The organism is Marinobacter flavimaris (assembly GCF_045057155.1).
GTDB classification, from domain to species: domain Bacteria; phylum Pseudomonadota; class Gammaproteobacteria; order Pseudomonadales; family Oleiphilaceae; genus Marinobacter; species Marinobacter manganoxydans.
The window spans coordinates 215,672-234,556 of sequence record NZ_CP171359.1 but is presented as its reverse complement, the minus strand read 5'-3'; the positions used below and the strand labels follow the sequence as shown (position 1 = coordinate 234,556).

Sequence of the window (18,885 nt, the reverse complement as noted above, 5' to 3'; positions counted from 1 at the left end):
CCGTCGGGACTGATACCACAGTTATCCCGTTCCGGATCAGCTATTCTTAACACGGACGTTTTCCGCTCTGCGGCGCGGACAAAAGCAATAATTCAGGAACACGGTATGCGACGTTGGGGCATTCGCAAGAAAGTTTTAGTGGTGACGCTGGTTCCCACCCTGCTGACCACCCTGATGCTGGGGCTGTTCTTCACCTACAGCTGGGTCAACAATATCGAAAGTCTGCTGAAGGACCGGGGCGAGTCACTCTCCCGTCAGCTCGCGGCCGGTTCCGAGTACGGCCTTTTCACTGCCAACCGAAGCCTGCTCAGCAGCCTCTCCAATGCCCTCCTGGAAGAGCAGGACGTGCGCTCCATCACCTTCTTTGGCAGTGACGGCTCCCGCCTGCTCCACACCGGGCCCGGAAGCTCGGAGACCGTGCAGTCCGACGAACTCACCGCCGAGCACGCCACCCGGATATCCCGAAAAAACAGCACCCGGTTTATCACCCCCGTGTTTCTGCAGGATCTGATGATCGAGAGCATGCTCGACCCGGATGCCCGCCAGTCCATGTCGAATCTGCGGGAGCCTCTGGGCTGGGTGGTTGTGGAAATGTCCCATATCCGCACCGAAAAAGAGACGTACAAGGCCCTGCTTATTTCCCTGCTGCTCATTCTCGGGGGCGTCATTCTCAGCATGGCCATTGCCCTGCGACTGAGCCGCGCGTTCACCAACCCGGTGTTCGAACTGAACGAGGCCGTTGCCAAACTCAAGGAAGGCAAGCTGGATACCCGGGTCTACACCGGCGCCGGGCCGGAGTTCGAACAGCTGGAATCCGGCCTCAATGCCATGGCCGAAGAGCTGAGCAAGGCCCAGGCGGAAATGCAGCAGAACATCGACCAGGCCACCGAAGATCTGCGGGAAACCCTGGAAACCATCGAAATCCAGAACATCGAGCTGGATTTCGCCCGCAAGGAAGCGCTGGAAGCGAGCCGGATAAAGTCAGAGTTCCTGGCCAACATGTCCCACGAAATCCGCACCCCGCTGAACGGCATCATCGGCTTCACCGAGCTGCTCCTGAAGAGCCCCCTGCCAAGACAGCAACGGGACCATCTGAGCACCATCAGGAAATCCTCGGAGATCCTGCTTACCATCATCAACGACATCCTGGACTTCTCCAAGATTGAGGCCGGCAAGCTGATCCTGGACCGGGTGCCCTTCCAGTTGCGGGATATTGTCGAGGAAGTCATGGTCATGCTGGCGCCGGCCGCCCATGCCAAGAACCTGGATCTGGTGCCACTGGTCTACAACGATGTGCCGGACAACATCATGGGTGACCCCTTGCGGGTCAAACAGGTGATCACCAACCTGGTCAACAACGCCATCAAGTTTACCCAGACCGGCGAGGTAGTCCTGCGGGCGAGCCTGGAAGAGGAAGATACCGATTCCAACCGGGTTACGCTGCGCCTGAGCATCACGGATTCCGGCGTGGGTCTCTCCCGGGCCCAGCAGCAATCCCTGTTCAACGCCTTCAGTCAGGCTGATGCCTCCACCGCCCGTCAATACGGTGGTACCGGCCTCGGGCTGGCCATCTCGAAGCGTCTGGTTGAGGAGATGGGGGGCAAGATCGGGCTCGAGAGCGAACTTGGCAAGGGCTCGACCTTCTGGTTCACCCTCACATCGGAGCTTGCCACCAGCGGTGAGGCCATTGCCCCCCGGGATGCCCTGCGTGGTGAACGGGTCATCTATCTGGAACAACAGAAAACCACCGGCCTGGCCGTGGAACACCTGTTGCGGGACTGGGGCATGGTGGTGGACCGGGTGGCCTCCCCCGGTGCACTGCAGGAACACATTGAGGAAGCCCAGAAAAGCCAGGCCGGTTACGCCGTGGCCATTGTCGGCATTACCCGGCACCTGCTCAATTCCAGCCAGTACTGCGGACTTGTCCGTACCCTGGAGATCGAACGGGATTGCCGGACACTGTTGCTGACCCCCACCCTGGAAACTCACGACACGCCACTATCGGGGCTTGCCAGCGGCCATCTCACCAAACCGGTGTGCCGCGACTCCCTGTACGACGAGCTTCTGCTGCTGGTGCACGGCATCAACTCCAGCGGGCGGGTGCCCGAATACGAGATTTCCGCCAACCGCGTGACCACCGCCAATGTTCCCCGGGTACTGGCAGTGGATGACAACGACGCCAACCTGAAACTGGTGATGACCCTGCTGGAAGACTGCCAACTGGACGCCGAAGGCGCTTCCAGCGGATTTGAAGCCCTGAGCAAGGCCAGACAGAAACCCTTCGACCTGGTCTTCATGGACCTTCAGATGCCCGGCATGGACGGGGTGGAAACCACTGCAAGGCTGAGGGAGATGGATACCGGCAATCACCGGACCCCGATCATTGCGTTGACTGCGCATGCCCTGTCGGACGAGCAGGAACGACTGACAAAGCAGGGCTTCGATGGCTACATGCCCAAACCCATCAGCAGTGGCCAGCTCAACGACATCATTCATGAGTACACCGGCTACGTGTGCCCGAAGAACGGCAGCGACGGCCGGCTTCCCGTTCCGGAAGTTCGCGACACCCGTCGGGCCCTGCGGCCATCAACGCGCAAAATGCAGCAGGACTGCGTCAGCGTGGACGAAAGCATTCAACTGGCCGCCGGCAAGGCGGACCTGGCCGAAGAGCTGTTCAGCATGCTGCTGGAGCAGGTCCACGTGGATCGCGGGCGGATCTCGGAACTCTGGGCCAGCCACAGCATGGATGGGCTACTGGAATGTGTTCACAAGCTCCATGGCGCTACCCGCTACTGCGGCGTACCGGAACTGAGAGCCGCAGCCAACCATCTGGAAACGGCCATCAAATGCTCTGCTCCGGATCTGGAGCACCAGAAAGACCAGCTGCTCTCGGCCATGGAGCGCCTGCAGATCTGGAGCGACCAGACCGATTGGCAGCAGCTGTTCCGGGAACGCCATGAGGCCGCCGAAACGACCTGAGGCTGCCCCGTCTCAGACCCGGCTTCGGGCCTGATCGATGATGGCTTTCATATCCCGGACCGCCTCTTTGAGACCGGTAAAGACCGCGCGGGCTATGATGGCATGACCGATATTCAGTTCATTGATGCCATGGATTGCCGCCACTCGCTCTGTGTTGTGGTAATGCAGGCCATGGCCCGCATTCACAATCAAACCCTTTTTGCGGGCGTAGGCGACGGCGTCGGCAATGGTTTTGAAGGCGGCATTCTCGGCTTCAGGTGTTTCGGCCTCGGCATACTCTCCGGTGTGCAGCTCCACTACCGGCGCGCCACAGCGGACCGCGGCATCAATCTGGACCGGATCCGGATCAATAAACAGTGACACCTCGGCACCAATCCGGGCCAGGCGCTCACAGGCCTTGGCAACCCGGGATTCCTGACCCTCGACATCCAGTCCGCCCTCGGTGGTCAATTCCTCACGCTTCTCTGGCACCAGGCAAACACATTCCGGCCGCACCTGTTCGGCAAACGCCAGCATCGCATCGGTTACCGCCATTTCTAGATTCATCTTGGTCTGGAGCACCTCTTTGAGCAGCAGCACATCCCGATCCTGAATATGACGCCGGTCTTCCCTGGGATGGATTGTGATGCCGTCTGCGCCGGCCTCCTCGGCCATCAGCGCTGCCTGGACCGGATCAGGGTACCGGGTACCTCTCGCCTGACGGAGGGTGGCAACGTGATCAATATTGACGCCAAGCAGTACTCTAGGATTCATGGGATTCTCCCCGAAGGTGAGTGAAAAGGCTGCGACTGTTCAGGGGACGCCCCTGGAGAAGGTAATCGATCAGGACTCGCATGACCCGTTTCGCCAGTCGCCGACAGCGGTCCGATTGCAGATCATCCCGGGCCAGATCCAGTAATACTTCCCCGGGCAGATGCCGCAGGCGCACACCGGCCGACAGCCCGGAAACAATGCCCTGCTCCGGATCATAACAATACTCCCGGTCAGGCTCGACGGATTGCCCTGTATCGGTGGCAAGATCCCAGGCAAAGTCGTAACCCAGGGCGGCAGCAAAAGCGAGTTCGAACCGCCGCAGCACCGGCTCCACGTCTGTGGTGTCGGACAGCTGCCCGATGGCATCTATGTAGGCTGCAAAGAGGGTCGGATGGGGATCGGCGGCGGGCAGAACCCGCTGCAACAGTTCATTCAGGTAGAGGCCACTATAGAGCGACACTGTCCGGGTGATTGTCGGGCCGGTTCGCACATCGACCTGGGTCAGGGTTTTCAGGTCGCCCCGACCGGCCCAGTCCACCACAAGCGGCTGGAAGGGCTGTAGCTGGGCTTTCAGCGGACTTTTGGCACTGTTGGCGCCCCGGGCAATGACGGTCATCCGGCCATGGTTCAGGGCAAAGAGATCCACCATCAGGCTGGTTTCCCGCCAGGGCCGGCGGTGAAGGACATAAGCGGGCTCCTGCAGCTCAGGCCCCTTCATAGCCGCCTCAGAGGTCGTTCATGCCCAGGCTCTTCAGGGCCCGGTCGCTGTCTGCCCAACCGCGCTTAACCTTGACCCAGAGGCGCAGCATGATCTTGCTGTCGAACATGCGTTCCATATCCGTGCGCGCCTCCTGACCAATCCGGCGCATCCGCTCGCCCTTTTCGCCGATGATGATCTTCTTCTGGCCTTCACGCTCGACCAGGATCAGGGCGGATATGTGCAGGGTCTTGCCCTCGCGCTTGAACTCCTCGATCTCCACCGCCACCGAATATGGCAGCTCTGCTCCAAGCTGTCGGGTGATCTTTTCTCGGACAATCTCGGAGGCCAGGAATCGCTCACTGCGATCGGTGATCTGGTCGTCCGGATAGAAATGAATACTCTCCGGCAGGAAACGCCCCACGGCCTCTTCCAGAGGTTCCAGATTGGTCTCTTTCAGGGCCGAAAGCGGAATGATCTCGGCAAACTCGCGCTTTTTCGAGAGCATATCCAGATGCGGCAGCAGGCTTTCCCGTTTTTCGATCTTGTCGACCTTGTTCACCGCCAGGATCACAGGGCATTTCAGGCGACTGAGTTTCTCCAGCACCATCTCATCCGCGGTCGTCCAGGCCAGCTGATCCACCACAAACACCACCACATCGACATCAATGAGCGCCGACGTGGCCGCCTTGTTCATGTAGCGGTTAATGGCACGGGGCTCCTCCTCGTGCATGCCAGGTGTGTCCACATAGATCGCTTGCACCGGCCCTACGGTCTTGATACCCAGCACCTGATGACGGGTGGTCTGCGGCTTGCGGGAAGTGATGCTCAGCTTCTGCCCGAGGATATGGTTCAGCAGTGTAGACTTGCCCACGTTCGGACGGCCAACGATGGCCACAAAACCGCAGCGACTGTCCGGGTTTTCCGGACGGGTGATATCGTTCATTACTGGTTCTCCACGCCCAACTCTTTCAGGGCGTTACGGGCTGCCTGCTGCTCGGCCACCCGGCGGCTACTGCCAGTCCCGGTGGTCTTTCGGTCCAGCGACGGCAGCGCACAGGATACATGGAATGTCTGGTTGTGGGCCTCGCCGTCCACGGAAATGACGTCATAGCGTGGCAGCGGAAACTGACGCGACTGGAGATATTCCTGCAAACGGGTCTTGGGGTCTTTCTGGGTGTCCTGCAGGTCGAGCTTTTCCAGACGGTGCTCGAACCAGCGCAATACCTGCTCCCGGCAGGTGTGAAAATCGCTGTCCAGATAAATCGCACCAATAATGGACTCCACCGCGTCAGCCAGGATGGATTCCCGACGGAACCCGCCGCTTTTCAGTTCTCCCGAGCCCAGTCGAAGGTATGTGCCGAGCTGAAACTCGCGACCAATCTCAGCCAGCGTCACGCCCTTTACCATCCGGGCCCGCAGACGACTCAGCTGACCTTCACGGGCTTTTTCGAAGTGCAGAAACAGATACTCGGCAATAACCATGTTCACAATGGAATCGCCGAGGAATTCGAGGCGCTCGTTATTCTGGTTCCCGTAGCTCCGGTGGGTAAGTGCCAGCAAAAGCCGCTCCGGCGATTTGAACTGATAGCCGATGCGCCGCTGTAACTGATCCAGATCCGGTTGTGAACTCACTTGCCCTTCATCTCATATTTGTGCTTGAAGTGAACCACCGTATCCACGTTACTGAACAGGTTGTTACGCACTTCGTAATCAACATTGATGACGACCAGATCGCCGTCTTTATCGACAGAAATATTCTTGGCATCGAAACCCCGGACATTGTTCACACTGAGCCGTTTGTTAATCAGTGTGCGGACCTGGGCCGGCCCCATCTGAGAGAGCCCTTCTGTGCCATCAAGGCTTTCCAGCGCCTCCTGAATGGTGATGTCATCCAGGTAGGCAGGGCCCAGTTTGATCACCAGCGTCAGCAGGCCACCAAAGAACAGCACCATAACCATCATGGTCAATGCCGAGGCACCCCGCTGACGGCCCATGCCGGAAAGATTGTTTTTCTTCATTATGACTGCGCTCCAGATAGTCCGAGTTACTCGATTCCGCCTACACGATCAAAGGATGGCAGACTGGTAAGGGATTTCCAGTGCATCCAGATAGCAAAGGCCTTGCCCACCACCAGCTCATCCGGGACCGTGCCCCAGTAGCGGCTGTCATTACTGTTGTCGCGATTGTCACCCATGACAAAATAATGGCCTTCGGGCACCAGCCACTCGCCCTCACCACTGCCACCGGGCCGACCCATGGTCAGGAAAATGTCGTGCTCGACTTCACCCAGATCTTCACGGCGCAGCTCCATCGGCGGCAGTCTCGCGATAAATCGCGTTTCGACCTTCTCACCATTGATGAACAACTGCTTGTCACGATAACGGATATGATCGCCCGGCAGACCGATTACCCGCTTGATGTAGTTGGTCTGGCCGTCCTCCGGGTAGCGGAACACCATAATATCGCCTCGCTGGGGGTCGCCAACGGGGATCACTTTGGTGCCGGCAACCGGCAGCCTTAATCCGTAGGCGTATTTGTTCACCAGAATAAAGTCGCCCACCTCCAGGGTGGGCAGCATGGAGCCCGACGGGATCTGGAACGGCTCCACCAGGAAGGAGCGCAGCACCAGGACAATCGCCAACACTGGGAAAAACGATCGGCTGAGGTCGACCAGGTAGGGTTCTTTCGGTTCCTCAGATTCCGCGGAGGAGCTATCGCCTACGTCTCCGGCAGCACCACTGGCACGGTAGGCAGCGAGACGACGCTCACGAAGAAACAGCTTGTCCGCCAGCCAGATCAGACCCGTTGCGAAGGTCAGTACCACCAGTACCAGGGGAAAATCGATATCCATCCAGGAGGCCTTTTATTTATCCACTTTCAGTACGGCAAGAAACGCTTCCTGAGGCACCTCGACATTACCCAGCTGCTTCATACGCTTTTTACCTTCTTTCTGCTTCTGCAGCAGTTTCTTCTTCCGGCTGACGTCACCACCGTAACACTTGGCGGTTACGTTCTTGCGCAGCGCCTTGACCGTGACCCGCGACACCACCTGGTTACCGATGGCGGCCTGAATGGCAATATCGAACATCTGGCGCGGAATCAGTTCTTTCATCTTTTCGATCAGCTGGCGACCTTTGTGATGGGCCTGTTCCTTGTGCACGATAATAGCCAGGGCATCGACACGTTCGCCGTTGATCAGTACGTCCAGCCGCACCAGGTTGGCGCTCTGGAATCGGGTAAAATGATAATCCAGAGACGCAAAGCCGCGACTGGCCGACTTGATCCGGTCGAAGAAGTCCATCACTACCTCGGCCATGGGCAGCTCATAGGTGAGCTGAACCTGGGTCGTCATGAAGTGCATGTTCTTCTGGACGCCGCGCTTTTCCTCACACAAGGCTATTACGTTACCGATGTGCTCCTGGGGCACCAGGATATTCGCTTCCACAATCGGCTCACGCATTTCCTCAATGGAACCAATATCCGGAAGCCGGGACGGATTGTCTACCGACAGGGTCTCACCCTGTTTGGTAACCACCTCATAGATCACCGTTGGCGCCGTGGTGATCAGGTCGATGTCGTATTCACGCTCCAGCCGCTCCTGGATGATTTCCATGTGCAGCATGCCCAGGAAACCACAGCGGAAACCGAAGCCAAGGGCATCGGAATTCTCCGGCTCGAAAAACAGCGAGGCATCGTTGAGGGTCAGTTTTTCCAGGGCATCCCGGAAATCGTTGTAGTCGTCGGCGCTGACCGGGAACAACCCGGCGTAGACCTGGGGTTTGACTTTCTTGAACCCGGGCAGCATTGGCGTCTGCTCGGCGAACTTCTGGTGAACAATGGTATCACCTACCGGCGCCCCGTGAATGTCCTTGATTCCGGCCACCACGAAGCCGACATCGCCGGACTCCAGCAGGTCGGTGTCTTTCGGTTTGGGATTAAAAATACCAACCTTGTCGGCATTCCAGGCCTTCCCGGTAGACTTGATGACGATCTTGTCGCCCTTTTTCAGGGTGCCCTCGGTCACCCTCACGAGCGACACGACGCCCAGATAATTGTCGAACCAGGAATCGATGATCAGAGCCTGCAGGGGCGCGCTTCGGTCGCCCTTGGGTGGCGGGATCTTCTTGATCAGATCTTCCAGAACATCTTCCACGCCCAGACCACTCTTGGCGCTACAGCGAACCGCATCAGACGCTTCAATGCCAATGATATCCTCGATTTCTGCCGCTACACGCTCCGGTTCGGCCTGCGGGAGATCCATCTTGTTCAAAACCGGCACAACTTCGAGACCCTGCTCAATGGCGGTGTAGCAGTTAGCCACTGACTGGGCTTCAACACCCTGCCCGGCGTCCACCACCAGCAGGGCCCCCTCGCAGGCATAGAGCGAGCGGGAAACCTCGTAGGAAAAGTCCACGTGGCCCGGGGTATCGATAAAGTTCAGTTTGTATTCCTGCCCGTCACGGGCGGTGTAATTCAGCGTGACACTCTGGGCCTTGATGGTAATCCCTCGCTCACGCTCGAGATCCATGGAGTCCAGGACCTGCTCGGCCATTTCACGGTCCGTCAGGCCGCCGCAAACCTGGATAAAACGGTCTGCCAGCGTGGATTTACCATGGTCAATGTGGGCGATGATGGAAAAGTTACGGATTCGGCTCAGTTCAGTCACAGACGATGAATACTCAGTTAAGACGAAGGATTGAGCCCGGAAGGGCCGCTACCGGGATCCGGGAACGGCGTGATTTTACCGGTTACCGGCCGCCATTGCCATGATCAGGAAATCAGCGGCCGTTCGTATTGCCGGATAAGGAAACCGATGAGCGCATCCTCGTCCAGCGGATAGCTGAACAGGTTGCCCTGACACTGGGCGCAGCCGTGAGTTTTCAGGAAGCTCAGCTGCTGTGGGGTTTCCACACCCTCCGCAACCACCGTAAGGTGGAGCTTGCGGGCCAGGGCAATCACTGCGGAGGCCACATCCGTGGCACTGACATTGTAGGGAATGTCGCGAATGAACCGGTGGTCGATCTTGATAACATCCAGCGGCAGCTGCTGCAAAGCAACCAGTGAACAGGAGCCGGTGCCGAAATCATCCAGTATCAGACAGACCCCGAGATCATGGAGTGACACCAGCAACTCCCTGAGTATTCGCGGATCTTCATTGAGCAGCTCCGCCGGCATCTCCAGCTCCAGCCGCTCCGGCGAGACGCCCGTCTCGGTGATGACCTGTCGGATCATGTCGAGGAAGCCCGAATCGGTCAGTTGTCGAACAGACAGATTCACCGCCATTTTCAGGGATTCAAAGCCGGCCCGTTCCAGGGCCTGAGCCTGAATACAGGCCTGTCTCAAAGCCCATTCACCCAGGCGAACAATCAGGCCGGTTTCCTCGGCAAGACCGATGAACTGCTGTGCCGACACCAGCCCCTTCTCCGGATGATGCCAGCGCAGGAATGCCTCAACCCCAATCACCCGCTCACTGGCCAGATCAATCTTCGGCTGGTAATGCAGAACGAAGCGATCGCCATCCAGCGCCGTGGCCAACTCCTCCTGTTGCAGAAGCCGCCTTGCCGCCTTGATGTTCATGGCCGGGGTGAAGAACTGGAACGTATTCCGACCCAGCTCCTTGGCACGATACATCGCCAGATCAGCGTACTTCATCAGGGTTCCGGCGTCCTCACTGTCGTGGGGAATCATGGTGATGCCGATACTGACCGTGATGCCGACTTCGTGATCGTTCAGCCGGATTCGCTGGCAAAGACTGCGCAGAATGGTCTCTGCGACCTTGCCGGCAGCATCGGAGTCACTGATCCGGGACAGCAATACTACAAACTCATCGCCGCCGAGCCTGGCAACCGAGTCCTCCTCACGGACACAACCCACCAGCCACTGCGCCACCTGGCACAGCAATTCATCGCCGGAATCGTGCCCCAGGGTGTCGTTGATACGCTTGAAGCCGTCGAGGTCCAGGAACATGAGGGCAGCCGGCTCACCACTCCGGCGACTCCGGCTGACTACGTGATTCAAACGGTCCCGGAACAGTTGCCGGTTCGCGAGGCCGGTAAGCGGATCATAGAATGCCAGCCTGTGCAGCTCGGATTGGGCGGCCTTGAGCTGGGTCAGATCTCGCAGGCTAAGCACAACGCCATTGACGCCTGGCACCGACAACATGGCTGTAAAGGTGCCCTCCATATCCCGCCACTGCCCCTTGGCATCACGGATACGGACCCGGATGACCGGCATCTGTTTGCCCGGCGACTGAACGGAATCGTCAAAGCCTCGCTGCAGCTGGGGCCAGTCGTCACCATGAACGAGCTCCTCAAAGTTCAGGGCCTGAACCTGATCCGGCTCGAAGCCAAGGATATCCAGGCTGGACGGGCTCGCGTACAGGGGCTGCCCGGCACGGTCCATCACCAGGGTGACATTGGCTGCGCCTTCGGTAATCGCCCGATAGCGGCCGGCACTGATCTGCGCCATCAGCCGTGAACGGATCAAGGCAAGCACGAAGAGGAACAACAGGGCACTGATCACCAGGCCACTGCCGAGGACGATCGGAGGCCGCGGATCCGAGGCCAGGAAATCAAATGCGGGCGTGGAGCGCGTCTGCAACAGCCAGTCTCGACCACCATGGCTGATGGTCTGACTCATCTGGAAACTGAATTCGTTGTCCAGGGACCCCAGATTGGAGCCATACATGAGGTTCTGCCGTTCCACGACTCCGGCATCGTAGATCCGGACATCAAGAAACGGCGAGATCAGGCCAACGATGCCGTCGATAAGATTGTTCATCCGGAAGGCACTGAACACATAGCCCGCCAGCATCATGCGACGCTCGGCCCGGATCTCGGGCACTTCTCCCCCCTGGTAGACGGGGTAATACATCAGAAAACTGGCCTGGTCTTCGCCGAGCTCTTCCTGAACCAGCACCACCTTGGCAGTCACCGTGGGGATCGCATCATCCCGGGCCTGCTCCATGGCCTGGCGATGGATGGGATCACTGAAGGCATCGTAGCCGAGGGCCCGTCGGTTCCGTTCCGTGCCAGGCTCCAGGTAGACCATGGGGTAGTAGTAGGGACCGCTACCCAGCGGGTTCACCAGGTAATTATGCACCCCTTCCGCGCGGACAGAGGCAATATGGTCGGCCATCTGGCGTACACCGATACGGCGAACATAGCCAATACCCTGAATGCCCGGGTAGTAGCGGTTGATATCAACCTTGTCCACGTATTCGCGCCATTGATCACGGGAAACGTCTCCGGCCACCGCAAACAGACCGGCACTGCCGGCCAGCACCTGCTCGTAATTCAGCAAGCGCTCTTCGATGGCGGATTTAAGCTGGAGCGATTGGGTGCGAAAACGGGCTTCCGTGCGGTCTTCCACCAGCCGGATGGACACCTGCCAAAGCGATAGGGTGACGGCAACGGCTACCGCGAAGACCAGCCAGGCGACCCAGGCATTGCGGAATTCCAGTAGCTTACGGAGAGAGAGTTCCTGTCTGTTCATCATGGGGCTGGTCCGTTCCATGGCCGCTCATTTTTATTGATCCGCCGAGTATAACAAAAGCCCCCGCAAGTGTCGTTTCCAACACCTGCGGGGGCTCCATGTCAGGTAATCCGGATCAGCAGAAGGGTATCAGGGCTTCATCACCAGATACAGCGCCCGGCCCTGGCGCACCACCCGGACCGATACCGCCTTGCCCTCGGGCAGCGACTGAACAGCCTCGCGGAATTCCTGCACCGATGTCACCTTCTGGCGATTCATTTCCGTGATCACATCGCCCGCACGGATGCCCGCTTCGGAAGCCGCACCCCGCGCAACATTATTGACCACAACGCCGCCTTCAATACCCATGGAGTCGGCCATGTCCGTAGGCAGCGGTTCGACCATCATGCCCAGGGGCGCAGAGCCGGGACCATCACTGTCACTGGCCGGTGCGGAAGCCTGCTGGCTTCCCTCCTCCGGAAGGCGACCGATTTCAACCTGAAGCTCGATTTCCTCGCCACCGCGAAGCACTCTCAGCTCGGCAGTTTCACCAACCGGCGTGCGGCCAACCATGGGCGGCAAGTCGGAGGAAAGCTGCACCTCGTCGCCGTCATAGCTGAGGACGATATCCCCTGCCTGCAGGCCGGCTGCCTGCGCCGGCGAACCGGACATCACTTCGGCAATCAGTGCACCGCGGGGCCGCTTGAGGCCAAAGGATTCGGCCAGATCACGGTTCACTTCCTGAATCAGCACCCCGAGCCAGCCACGGGAGACAGAGCCGTTGTCGCGCAACTGACGGAAGACGTTCATCGCATCGTCAATCGGAATGGCAAAGGAGACCCCCATGAAACCGCCAGAGCGAGTGTAGATCTGGGAGTTGATACCGACCACTTCGCCCTCCAGGTTAAACAGAGGGCCACCGGAGTTGCCCGGGTTGATCGCTACGTCTGTCTGAATGAAGGGCACGTAGTTTTCCGATGGCAGTGAGCGACCCAGGGCGCTGACGATTCCGGCCGTTACCGTGTAATCGAATCCAAACGGCGAGCCAATCGCAAACACCCACTCACCGACTTTCAGATCCCGGGACCGACCTACCTGAACGACAGGCAGATCATCGCCGTTTTCAATTTTCAGCACGGCCATATCGGAACGAGGGTCTGTTCCAACCAGCGTCGCGGGCAGCTCGCGCCGGTCATTCAGCCGCACGATGATCTCATCAGCTCCCTCGACCACGTGATTATTGGTCAAGACATAACCGTCCGAGGAGACAATGAACCCGGAGCCCATGGAGCGGCGTGGCTGGGAGTTGCCAGGCCCACCTCCAAACGGAGACTGGGGGCCGCGGAAGAAATCCTGGAAAAACTCGGGAAGCTGTTCGAGCTGACGCTCATCAAACGGCATCCCGGGAGCGCCGGAATTGCGGCGCGTGGGCTCGGTGGTTGTACTGATGTTCACCACCGCACCGGCGTTATCTTCAACCAGCTCGGTAAAATCAGGCAGGCTTCGGGCTGAACTCGCCTGACTCCAGCCCGCCAACACCATGGCAGACAGCAAAATCAGCAAAGCGGCCGGCATCCTTCCGGGTATGAAATTACGTGACGACTGGGCAACTGCTGTTGCACTCGACATGTTGTACCCCCTGTTGTGCTTACACCTAGGCGTAGTTTTGGGTTCGGCCCACCGATTTTCAACTTACAAAACCGTAGGGTTTACAGACAGTTTTCAGAGGCTATCCGGCTTACCCGGACCAGGCGGGGCTCATACTCCTTGCCGCCCGCGTCTTGCAGTTTGCGTCCTGCGAAAAAACCCAGAGCCAGGCCAGCGACAGCGGCCAGCATCGCAGCGCCGTCGCTACCACCGGACATCTGGTGCCCGAGGATACTTGCGACAACCATCAGGATCAGTGGGATGGCATAGACCAGAATGGAAGCACCCAGCAACGCCTGCTCATCAATTCCGATGGTTACTTCATCTCCCACCCTGGCATTGACCGAGTTGGTCACCAGAATCTGGTTGGCGCGCCCGCCCGAGGCAGCCGCCAGGACTTTCTGACCACAACCATTGCGGGCAGCACAACTCTGACAGGCGCTGGTTCGGATCGTCTGGACCCAGACCTTGTCGCCCTTGAGCGCGACCACTTTTCCAGTTTCAGTAATCACGGCTCACCCGCACCCAGGGCCACCGAGTCTTCAATACGCACCGATTCGGCAACCTGGCGCGCAGTCTGCGGAGGCAGCTCACCCACGACGGTAACCAGAAAAGCGCTATCCCCTTCCGTCACCTGATGCATATAAACGGTGGTGGCGCCAATCAGGGAGGCGCCCGTCGGCATGCTAACCGGGCCAGCCGGCTCAACGAAGACCGAAAAAGCGGCCAGGCCATCGGAGAAGGCAACGGCCTGGCCCTTGCCGGAGCGGGGCGCCGCCGCAGGGACAAACCCTTCCGGGCGCCAGCCAAGCTGCCACCCATCCATACGCTGGACCACCGATGCCGTAACAGCGGGCTCATCCAGCGTTCTGGAAATTTCCCGGCCCTCGGTGCGGATCTCGAATTCGCTATCGGGAATGTCCTCGCCGATGTGCAGGCTGGTGAACTGAAACTGCTCGAGCACTTCCCCCTCGGCATTACGAACGTGACTCTTGACCAGAAGACCGGTGGATTTCTCCAGCCAAAGCCGATGACTGTAGCGGTAGGAATCCTTGGCGCTTAGCGCCACTGAAACCACGTCATACCCTGCAACCCGGTCCTCACCTTTCATTTCCGCCCGATACCAGTGGCTGACCGGCATCAGCTGACTGGTGAACGCTTCGGCGAACGGGCCTGAAGGAATCACCTGGTCAAGCTTGACGCGGCCTGTCTCAGGGAGCACGCAGACCACATTCATGCCTTTGCGAACAATTTCTCCACTGCCGCCGTCCTGCAGAACCAGCCGCTCCTCTACAACGCCATCATTGTAACGATGGGCAATCTGCATTGAGTGTACGCTCTCGCCCCGGGCGTATACGAACACACCGCGGTAGGACGTCATGTTCAGGGCCGGACCCAGCCTTTCAAGCCAGGCGGATGCCTCGTCTTCGTCCGCGGCAGCCGGCAGCGACCCAGCAAGCGCGAGCAAAAAACCCACGAGCATGGACAACGCACGGCTTGGGACAACATTAATTAAGACTCGAGGCATGATTAAACTCTCGCTCCGGGGTTCAGTAGCCGGCACCATTGGCACTGACCAGACGGGCATAGCCGACGGCGCCCCGCCCGGCGCCAACACTGTTGTGCTGTGCGTGTTCCAGCAGGTAGCGACTCATATACTCCCACTGTTCCTCATCAAGACCCTGCAGGGCAATTTCCCTGACCGGCTGGTCCTGCACAGGCGTTTCTGGTGCAGCTGCGGTCACCGGCTGAACCGGCCCGGTCGCGGATGAATCCCAACCGGCACCCGCACCGAACCCGACCAGCAGCGCCATGGCAACCATGGCGGCAGCCGGCCAGTGCCAGCGGCCGGACCTGGTGGCCTGTACGGCAGCTTCAGGCCTGACCGCGGTGGTGCCCCGCCCGTCAAGCCGTTCACGGACGCCCACACTGACGTCCATACCGTGGGCCGGCGAGTGGCCGTCATGCATAAGGTCGCGAACATCCTGCCAACGCTGCCACTGCGCCCGAACCTCGTCCTGGCGATCGTGGGAAAGCAGGCGACGTACCGAAAGTTCGTCAGCTTCGTCGTCCATCATGGCGGACAGTGTTTCTCTGAGACGATCATCCATGGGATGCAACCTCAATTACGTCACCGAGTGATTGAGTAAAGGCCCGAGATGCCGATCAACCGCATCCCGGGCCCTGAATATTCTTGAACGGACAGTACCGATCGGGCACTCGAGGATACCCGCGATATCCTCATAGCTCAGCCCATCGTATTCCCTGAGCAGAAAGGCAGAGCGCAACTCCTCAGGAAGCTGGGCGATCGCCTTGTTCAATTCTTTCTGGAGCTGTTCCCGTTGCAGGAGCCGTTCAGGCGAAGCGGTGTCACGCAGCCGTGAACCGTCATCGAAATTCTCCGCTTCCGCCGAGTCGGCACTGCCCTGCGGCCGCCGGCCGCGGGATTCCAGGTAATTCTTCGCGGTATTGACGGCAATCCGGTACAGCCATGTATAGAAGGCGCTGTCCCCGCGGAAGCGCTCGATCGCCCTGAACGCCTTTACGAAGGTCTCCTGGGTCAGATCCATGACTTCCTGACTGTCGTAGACGTACCGACTGATAATTGATGCGACTCTGGATTGGTACTTGACCACCAGAAGATCGAAGGCGGCGCGATCACCATTACGGACCTTGCGCACCAGCTGCAGATCCGTCTGGCTGTCCGGGTGATCGCCCTGTTGTTTCTCTGTATCAGGAGTCATGGACTGGTTGCCGGGGTTCCCTGATTTGATGGCCAGCTGTCCGGCCTGTACCAAGTTTCGCTGCGTCATTGATGCTATCCGGCGTCCGTTCATGAAACGGGCTAGACCACCGGTCAGGCGGCTCACCCTGTCAGGCCAAATAGACAGCAAGCGTAAAGTTTAGTTCAATACACGTCCACATTATGGCCTGCGATAACGACCCGATGCCACAGTCCTTCGAATACGATGTTCTCATTATCGGCAGTGGTGCTGCCGGCCTCACCGTCGCGCTCAATCTGCCGGAGCACCTGAAGGTCTGCGTGGTGAGCAAGGCCCAGATCAGCAGCGGCGCCACGCTCTGGGCACAAGGCGGTATCGCCGCAGTTCTGGATGATCAGGATTCCACCGAAAACCACATCTCCGACACCCTCAATGCTGGCGCAGGCCTGTGCCATGAGGACGCCGTGCGGTTCACGGTCGAACATGGCAGGGAAAGCATCAACTGGCTGATCGATTCCGGTGTCGATTTTACGCGGGATCAGGACGCCCACTACCACCTGACCCGTGAGGGCGGCCACAGTCATCGGCGCATCATTCATGCAGCCGATGCCACGGGGCATGCGGTCTCAACCACCCTCACCTCCCAGGCAGAGGCACGACCTAACATAGAACTCATGTCTGGTAGGGTGGCTGTGGATCTGATCACCAATCGCAAACTGTCCCTGCCGGGAAACCGATGCGTCGGTGCCTACATCCTGAACCTTGAAGACAACCATGTAGAGCTGTTCCGGGCACGATTCACAGTGATTGCCACCGGCGGCGCCTCCAAGGCCTACCGCTACACAACCAATCCGGACGGCGCTTCCGGAGACGGGATTGCGATGGCCTGGCGGGCCGGCTGCAGGGTGGCAAACATGGAGTTCAACCAGTTTCACCCTACATGCCTTTATCACCCCCACGCCAAATCCTTCCTGATCACGGAAGCCGTGAGGGGCGAGGGCGGCCTGCTGAAACTGCCGGATGGTTCCCGGTTTATGGATCGCTTTGACGAGCGTGGCGAGTTGGCGCCCCGTGATATCGTTGCCCGGGCCATTGACCACGAAATGAAACGACTGGGTGCTGATCATCTCTACCTGGACATCAGCCACAAACCCGCCGACTTTATAAAGCACCACTTCCCCACCATCTACGAGAAGTGTCTGGGCTTCGGTATCGATATTACCCGGGAGCCCATTCCCGTGGTTCCAGCCGCTCACTACACCTGTGGCGGAATCATGAGCGATGAACGTGCCCGAACCGATGTTAACCAGCTCTACGTGGTCGGCGAGGCTGCCTTCACCGGGCTCCATGGGGCCAACCGAATGGCCAGCAACTCCCTGCTGGAATGCCTGGTTTATGGCCGTGCGGCTGCGGCGGATATTGCCCGCCGGGAAGCCGACATTCCACCACCGCCAGAGGCACCAGACTGGGATGAAAGCCAGGTGCGGGACTCTGACGAAGACGTGGTAATCTCCCACAACTGGGACGAGCTTCGCCATTTCATGTGGGACTACGTCGGCATTGTGCGAACCACCAAGCGGCTGCAGCGGGCCAAGCACCGGGTGGATCTTTTGTCTGCGGAAATCGGCGAGTTCTACAGCAACTACCGTGTCACCAATGACCTGCTGGAACTTCGTAACCTGGTCACCGTGTCTGATCTCATCATATGTTCGGCACTGCAGCGCAGGGAAAGCCGAGGGCTGCACTACACTCTCGATTATCCGGGACTGATCAATGAGGTGCGTGATACCGTGCTGGTTCCCACCACCTACCGTACACTCGCGCCCTGAACGAACACCGTTTTTACACAGGATTCAATGGTAAACACTATGTCAGAGACACCTGCATCGTCTGAAAAAGCAGAATTCAACCGCCTCTGGTGGCATAGCCGTAGAGGCATGCTGGAGCTGGACAACCTTTTGATTCCCTTCATGGAAGAGGCCTTCCGCGATCTGGACGCTGAAGACCAGGCCCGCTACAAGAAACTGCTCACCTGCGAAGATAACGACATGTTTGAGTGGTTCATGCAACGCAGCCGCCCGGCCGATCCCGATCTTCAACGCATGGTCGACATCATTCTCAAACGTGTCCAGCCGGATTGAACTAACGCTCACGCCCTCGCTGCTGGTTGGCCTGCTTGCGGTGCTGCCATGGGTTTTGCTGCTGGCTTTCCTGTTGATGGCGCTACTGGCAGACAAATTCTGGCTTCTCGTTGCAATCCCCATTGCACTGTGGGGCGCCGCCCTGCAGTATCGGTCAAACGGGTTACTTATGGGCTGTGGTTCCGTGAGTGGTCTCCTGATCGAACACGATAAAATGTATGCCAGAATCGGAGACAAGCAGAGGGTAGAGGTTATTCCACTTGCCTCCAGCCGGATCTGGTCAGGCCTGGCACTCTTGAAACTTCGGCCTGCCGGCACCAGATTCCGGTCATACACTTCACTCCTGCTGGCACCAGTACCCGGAAGCCCGGGCAATGTTCCGGCGGAGGATTTCCGTCGTCTCAGGGTCTGGCTCAGACTGGGCCGCCCCCGGCGATCATCTCACTGATTCAATAACCTGGAGTACGCC

At 58.9% G+C, this 18,885-nt stretch carries 17 protein-coding genes; 4 read left to right on the top strand and 13 right to left on the bottom strand.

Translation table 11 applies throughout. The annotated features are described in order from the left end of the window. Window positions 1–105 precede the first annotated feature (105 nt). Window positions 106–2,979, top strand: coding sequence for an ATP-binding protein (locus ACGK9W_RS01265; protein ID WP_405418816.1), 2,874 nt, complete (start codon window positions 106–108; stop codon window positions 2,977–2,979). Between the two features lie 12 nt (window positions 2,980–2,991). Here ACGK9W_RS01265 and pdxJ read toward each other — a convergent pair whose 3' ends face one another. From pdxJ to rpoE, 13 genes are all read right to left on the bottom strand, one after another. After that, the gene (gene pdxJ, locus ACGK9W_RS01260; RefSeq protein ID WP_088557922.1) at window positions 2,992–3,732 is read right to left on the bottom strand and encodes a pyridoxine 5'-phosphate synthase; all 741 of its coding nucleotides are present in this window, start codon (window positions 3,730–3,732) and stop codon (window positions 2,992–2,994) included. Beyond that, complete coding sequence (recO, locus tag ACGK9W_RS01255) at window positions 3,722–4,450, bottom strand: DNA repair protein RecO (protein WP_008176179.1); 729 nt, start codon at window positions 4,448–4,450, stop codon at window positions 3,722–3,724. The genes pdxJ and recO overlap by 11 nt, the downstream gene beginning before the upstream one ends. A 7-nt stretch (window positions 4,451–4,457) precedes the next feature. Then, window positions 4,458–5,375, bottom strand: a complete 918-nt coding sequence (era, locus tag ACGK9W_RS01250) for a GTPase Era (protein WP_008176182.1) — start codon at window positions 5,373–5,375, stop codon at window positions 4,458–4,460. Then, a complete protein-coding gene (gene rnc, locus ACGK9W_RS01245) occupies window positions 5,375–6,064 on the bottom strand; it encodes a ribonuclease III (RefSeq protein WP_008176185.1) in 690 nt (229 codons plus the stop codon). The genes era and rnc overlap by 1 nt, the downstream gene beginning before the upstream one ends. Beyond that, window positions 6,061–6,450 (bottom strand): DUF4845 domain-containing protein, encoded by a 390-nt coding sequence (locus ACGK9W_RS01240; RefSeq protein ID WP_008176189.1) that lies wholly within the window; start codon window positions 6,448–6,450, stop codon window positions 6,061–6,063. Before ACGK9W_RS01240 ends, rnc begins: the two co-directional genes overlap by 4 nt. A 26-nt stretch (window positions 6,451–6,476) precedes the next feature. Further along, on the bottom strand, window positions 6,477–7,283 hold the full coding sequence (gene lepB, locus ACGK9W_RS01235) for a signal peptidase I (RefSeq protein ID WP_008176192.1): 807 nt from the start codon (window positions 7,281–7,283) through the stop codon (window positions 6,477–6,479). A gap of 12 nt (window positions 7,284–7,295) precedes the next feature. Next, complete coding sequence (gene lepA / locus ACGK9W_RS01230; RefSeq protein ID WP_008176193.1) at window positions 7,296–9,098, bottom strand: translation elongation factor 4; 1,803 nt, start codon at window positions 9,096–9,098, stop codon at window positions 7,296–7,298. Between the two features lie 104 nt (window positions 9,099–9,202). Continuing rightward, complete coding sequence (locus ACGK9W_RS01225) at window positions 9,203–11,929, bottom strand: EAL domain-containing protein (protein ID WP_405418812.1); 2,727 nt, start codon at window positions 11,927–11,929, stop codon at window positions 9,203–9,205. A gap of 126 nt (window positions 11,930–12,055) precedes the next feature. Then, window positions 12,056–13,480: a DegQ family serine endoprotease gene (locus tag ACGK9W_RS01220; RefSeq protein WP_014576283.1), complete on the bottom strand. Its 1,425-nt coding sequence runs from the start codon at window positions 13,478–13,480 to the stop codon at window positions 12,056–12,058. A 134-nt stretch (window positions 13,481–13,614) separates the two neighbouring features. Continuing rightward, window positions 13,615–14,064: a SoxR reducing system RseC family protein gene (locus ACGK9W_RS01215; RefSeq protein WP_092030279.1), complete on the bottom strand. Its 450-nt coding sequence runs from the start codon at window positions 14,062–14,064 to the stop codon at window positions 13,615–13,617. Then, window positions 14,061–15,035 carry a MucB/RseB C-terminal domain-containing protein gene (locus ACGK9W_RS01210; protein ID WP_273045818.1) on the bottom strand — a complete coding sequence of 325 codons (975 nt, stop codon included), beginning with the start codon at window positions 15,033–15,035 and terminating at the stop codon, window positions 14,061–14,063. The genes ACGK9W_RS01215 and ACGK9W_RS01210 overlap by 4 nt, the downstream gene beginning before the upstream one ends. 67 nt (window positions 15,036–15,102) lie before the next feature. Beyond that, a complete protein-coding gene (locus ACGK9W_RS01205; RefSeq protein ID WP_008176205.1) occupies window positions 15,103–15,663 on the bottom strand; it encodes a sigma-E factor negative regulatory protein in 561 nt (186 codons plus the stop codon). Window positions 15,664–15,678: 15 nt separating this feature from the next. Beyond that, complete coding sequence (rpoE, locus tag ACGK9W_RS01200) at window positions 15,679–16,365, bottom strand: RNA polymerase sigma factor RpoE (protein WP_008176207.1); 687 nt, start codon at window positions 16,363–16,365, stop codon at window positions 15,679–15,681. A 134-nt stretch (window positions 16,366–16,499) separates the two neighbouring features. On the opposite strand from rpoE, the gene nadB reads away from it, so the two are divergent. Genes nadB through ACGK9W_RS01185 form a run of 3 tightly spaced genes read left to right on the top strand, consistent with a single transcriptional unit; the run spans window position 16,500 to window position 18,864 of the window. Continuing rightward, entirely contained in the window at window positions 16,500–18,104 is a 1,605-nt protein-coding gene (nadB, locus tag ACGK9W_RS01195; protein WP_008176209.1) for an L-aspartate oxidase, read from the top strand. A gap of 39 nt (window positions 18,105–18,143) precedes the next feature. Then, the gene (locus tag ACGK9W_RS01190; protein ID WP_014576278.1) at window positions 18,144–18,416 is read left to right on the top strand and encodes a succinate dehydrogenase assembly factor 2; all 273 of its coding nucleotides are present in this window, start codon (window positions 18,144–18,146) and stop codon (window positions 18,414–18,416) included. Next, window positions 18,400–18,864: a hypothetical protein gene (locus tag ACGK9W_RS01185; RefSeq protein ID WP_008176215.1), complete on the top strand. Its 465-nt coding sequence runs from the start codon at window positions 18,400–18,402 to the stop codon at window positions 18,862–18,864. The genes ACGK9W_RS01190 and ACGK9W_RS01185 overlap by 17 nt, the downstream gene beginning before the upstream one ends. The last annotated feature ends 21 nt before the right edge of the window (window positions 18,865–18,885 follow it).

Excerpts from the sequence above, each read along its gene's own strand:
- ACGK9W_RS01265 (WP_405418816.1), top strand. The coding sequence starts at position 106 with ATGCGACGTTGGGGCATTCGCAAGAAAGTTTTAGTGGTGACGCTGGTT.
- pdxJ (WP_088557922.1), bottom strand. The coding sequence starts at position 3,732 with ATGAATCCTAGAGTACTGCTTGGCGTCAATATTGATCACGTTGCCACC.
- recO (WP_008176179.1), bottom strand. The coding sequence starts at position 4,450 with ATGAAGGGGCCTGAGCTGCAGGAGCCCGCTTATGTCCTTCACCGCCGG.
- era (WP_008176182.1), bottom strand. The coding sequence starts at position 5,375 with ATGAACGATATCACCCGTCCGGAAAACCCGGACAGTCGCTGCGGTTTT.
- ACGK9W_RS01240 (WP_008176189.1), bottom strand. The coding sequence starts at position 6,450 with ATGAAGAAAAACAATCTTTCCGGCATGGGCCGTCAGCGGGGTGCCTCG.
- lepB (WP_008176192.1), bottom strand. The coding sequence starts at position 7,283 with ATGGATATCGATTTTCCCCTGGTACTGGTGGTACTGACCTTCGCAACG.
- ACGK9W_RS01225 (WP_405418812.1), bottom strand. The coding sequence starts at position 11,929 with ATGATGAACAGACAGGAACTCTCTCTCCGTAAGCTACTGGAATTCCGC.
- ACGK9W_RS01220 (WP_014576283.1), bottom strand. The coding sequence starts at position 13,480 with ATGCCGGCCGCTTTGCTGATTTTGCTGTCTGCCATGGTGTTGGCGGGC.
- ACGK9W_RS01210 (WP_273045818.1), bottom strand. The coding sequence starts at position 15,035 with ATGCTCGTGGGTTTTTTGCTCGCGCTTGCTGGGTCGCTGCCGGCTGCC.
- ACGK9W_RS01205 (WP_008176205.1), bottom strand. The coding sequence starts at position 15,663 with ATGGATGATCGTCTCAGAGAAACACTGTCCGCCATGATGGACGACGAA.
- rpoE (WP_008176207.1), bottom strand. The coding sequence starts at position 16,365 with ATGACGCAGCGAAACTTGGTACAGGCCGGACAGCTGGCCATCAAATCA.
- nadB (WP_008176209.1), top strand. The coding sequence starts at position 16,500 with ATGCCACAGTCCTTCGAATACGATGTTCTCATTATCGGCAGTGGTGCT.
- ACGK9W_RS01190 (WP_014576278.1), top strand. The coding sequence starts at position 18,144 with ATGTCAGAGACACCTGCATCGTCTGAAAAAGCAGAATTCAACCGCCTC.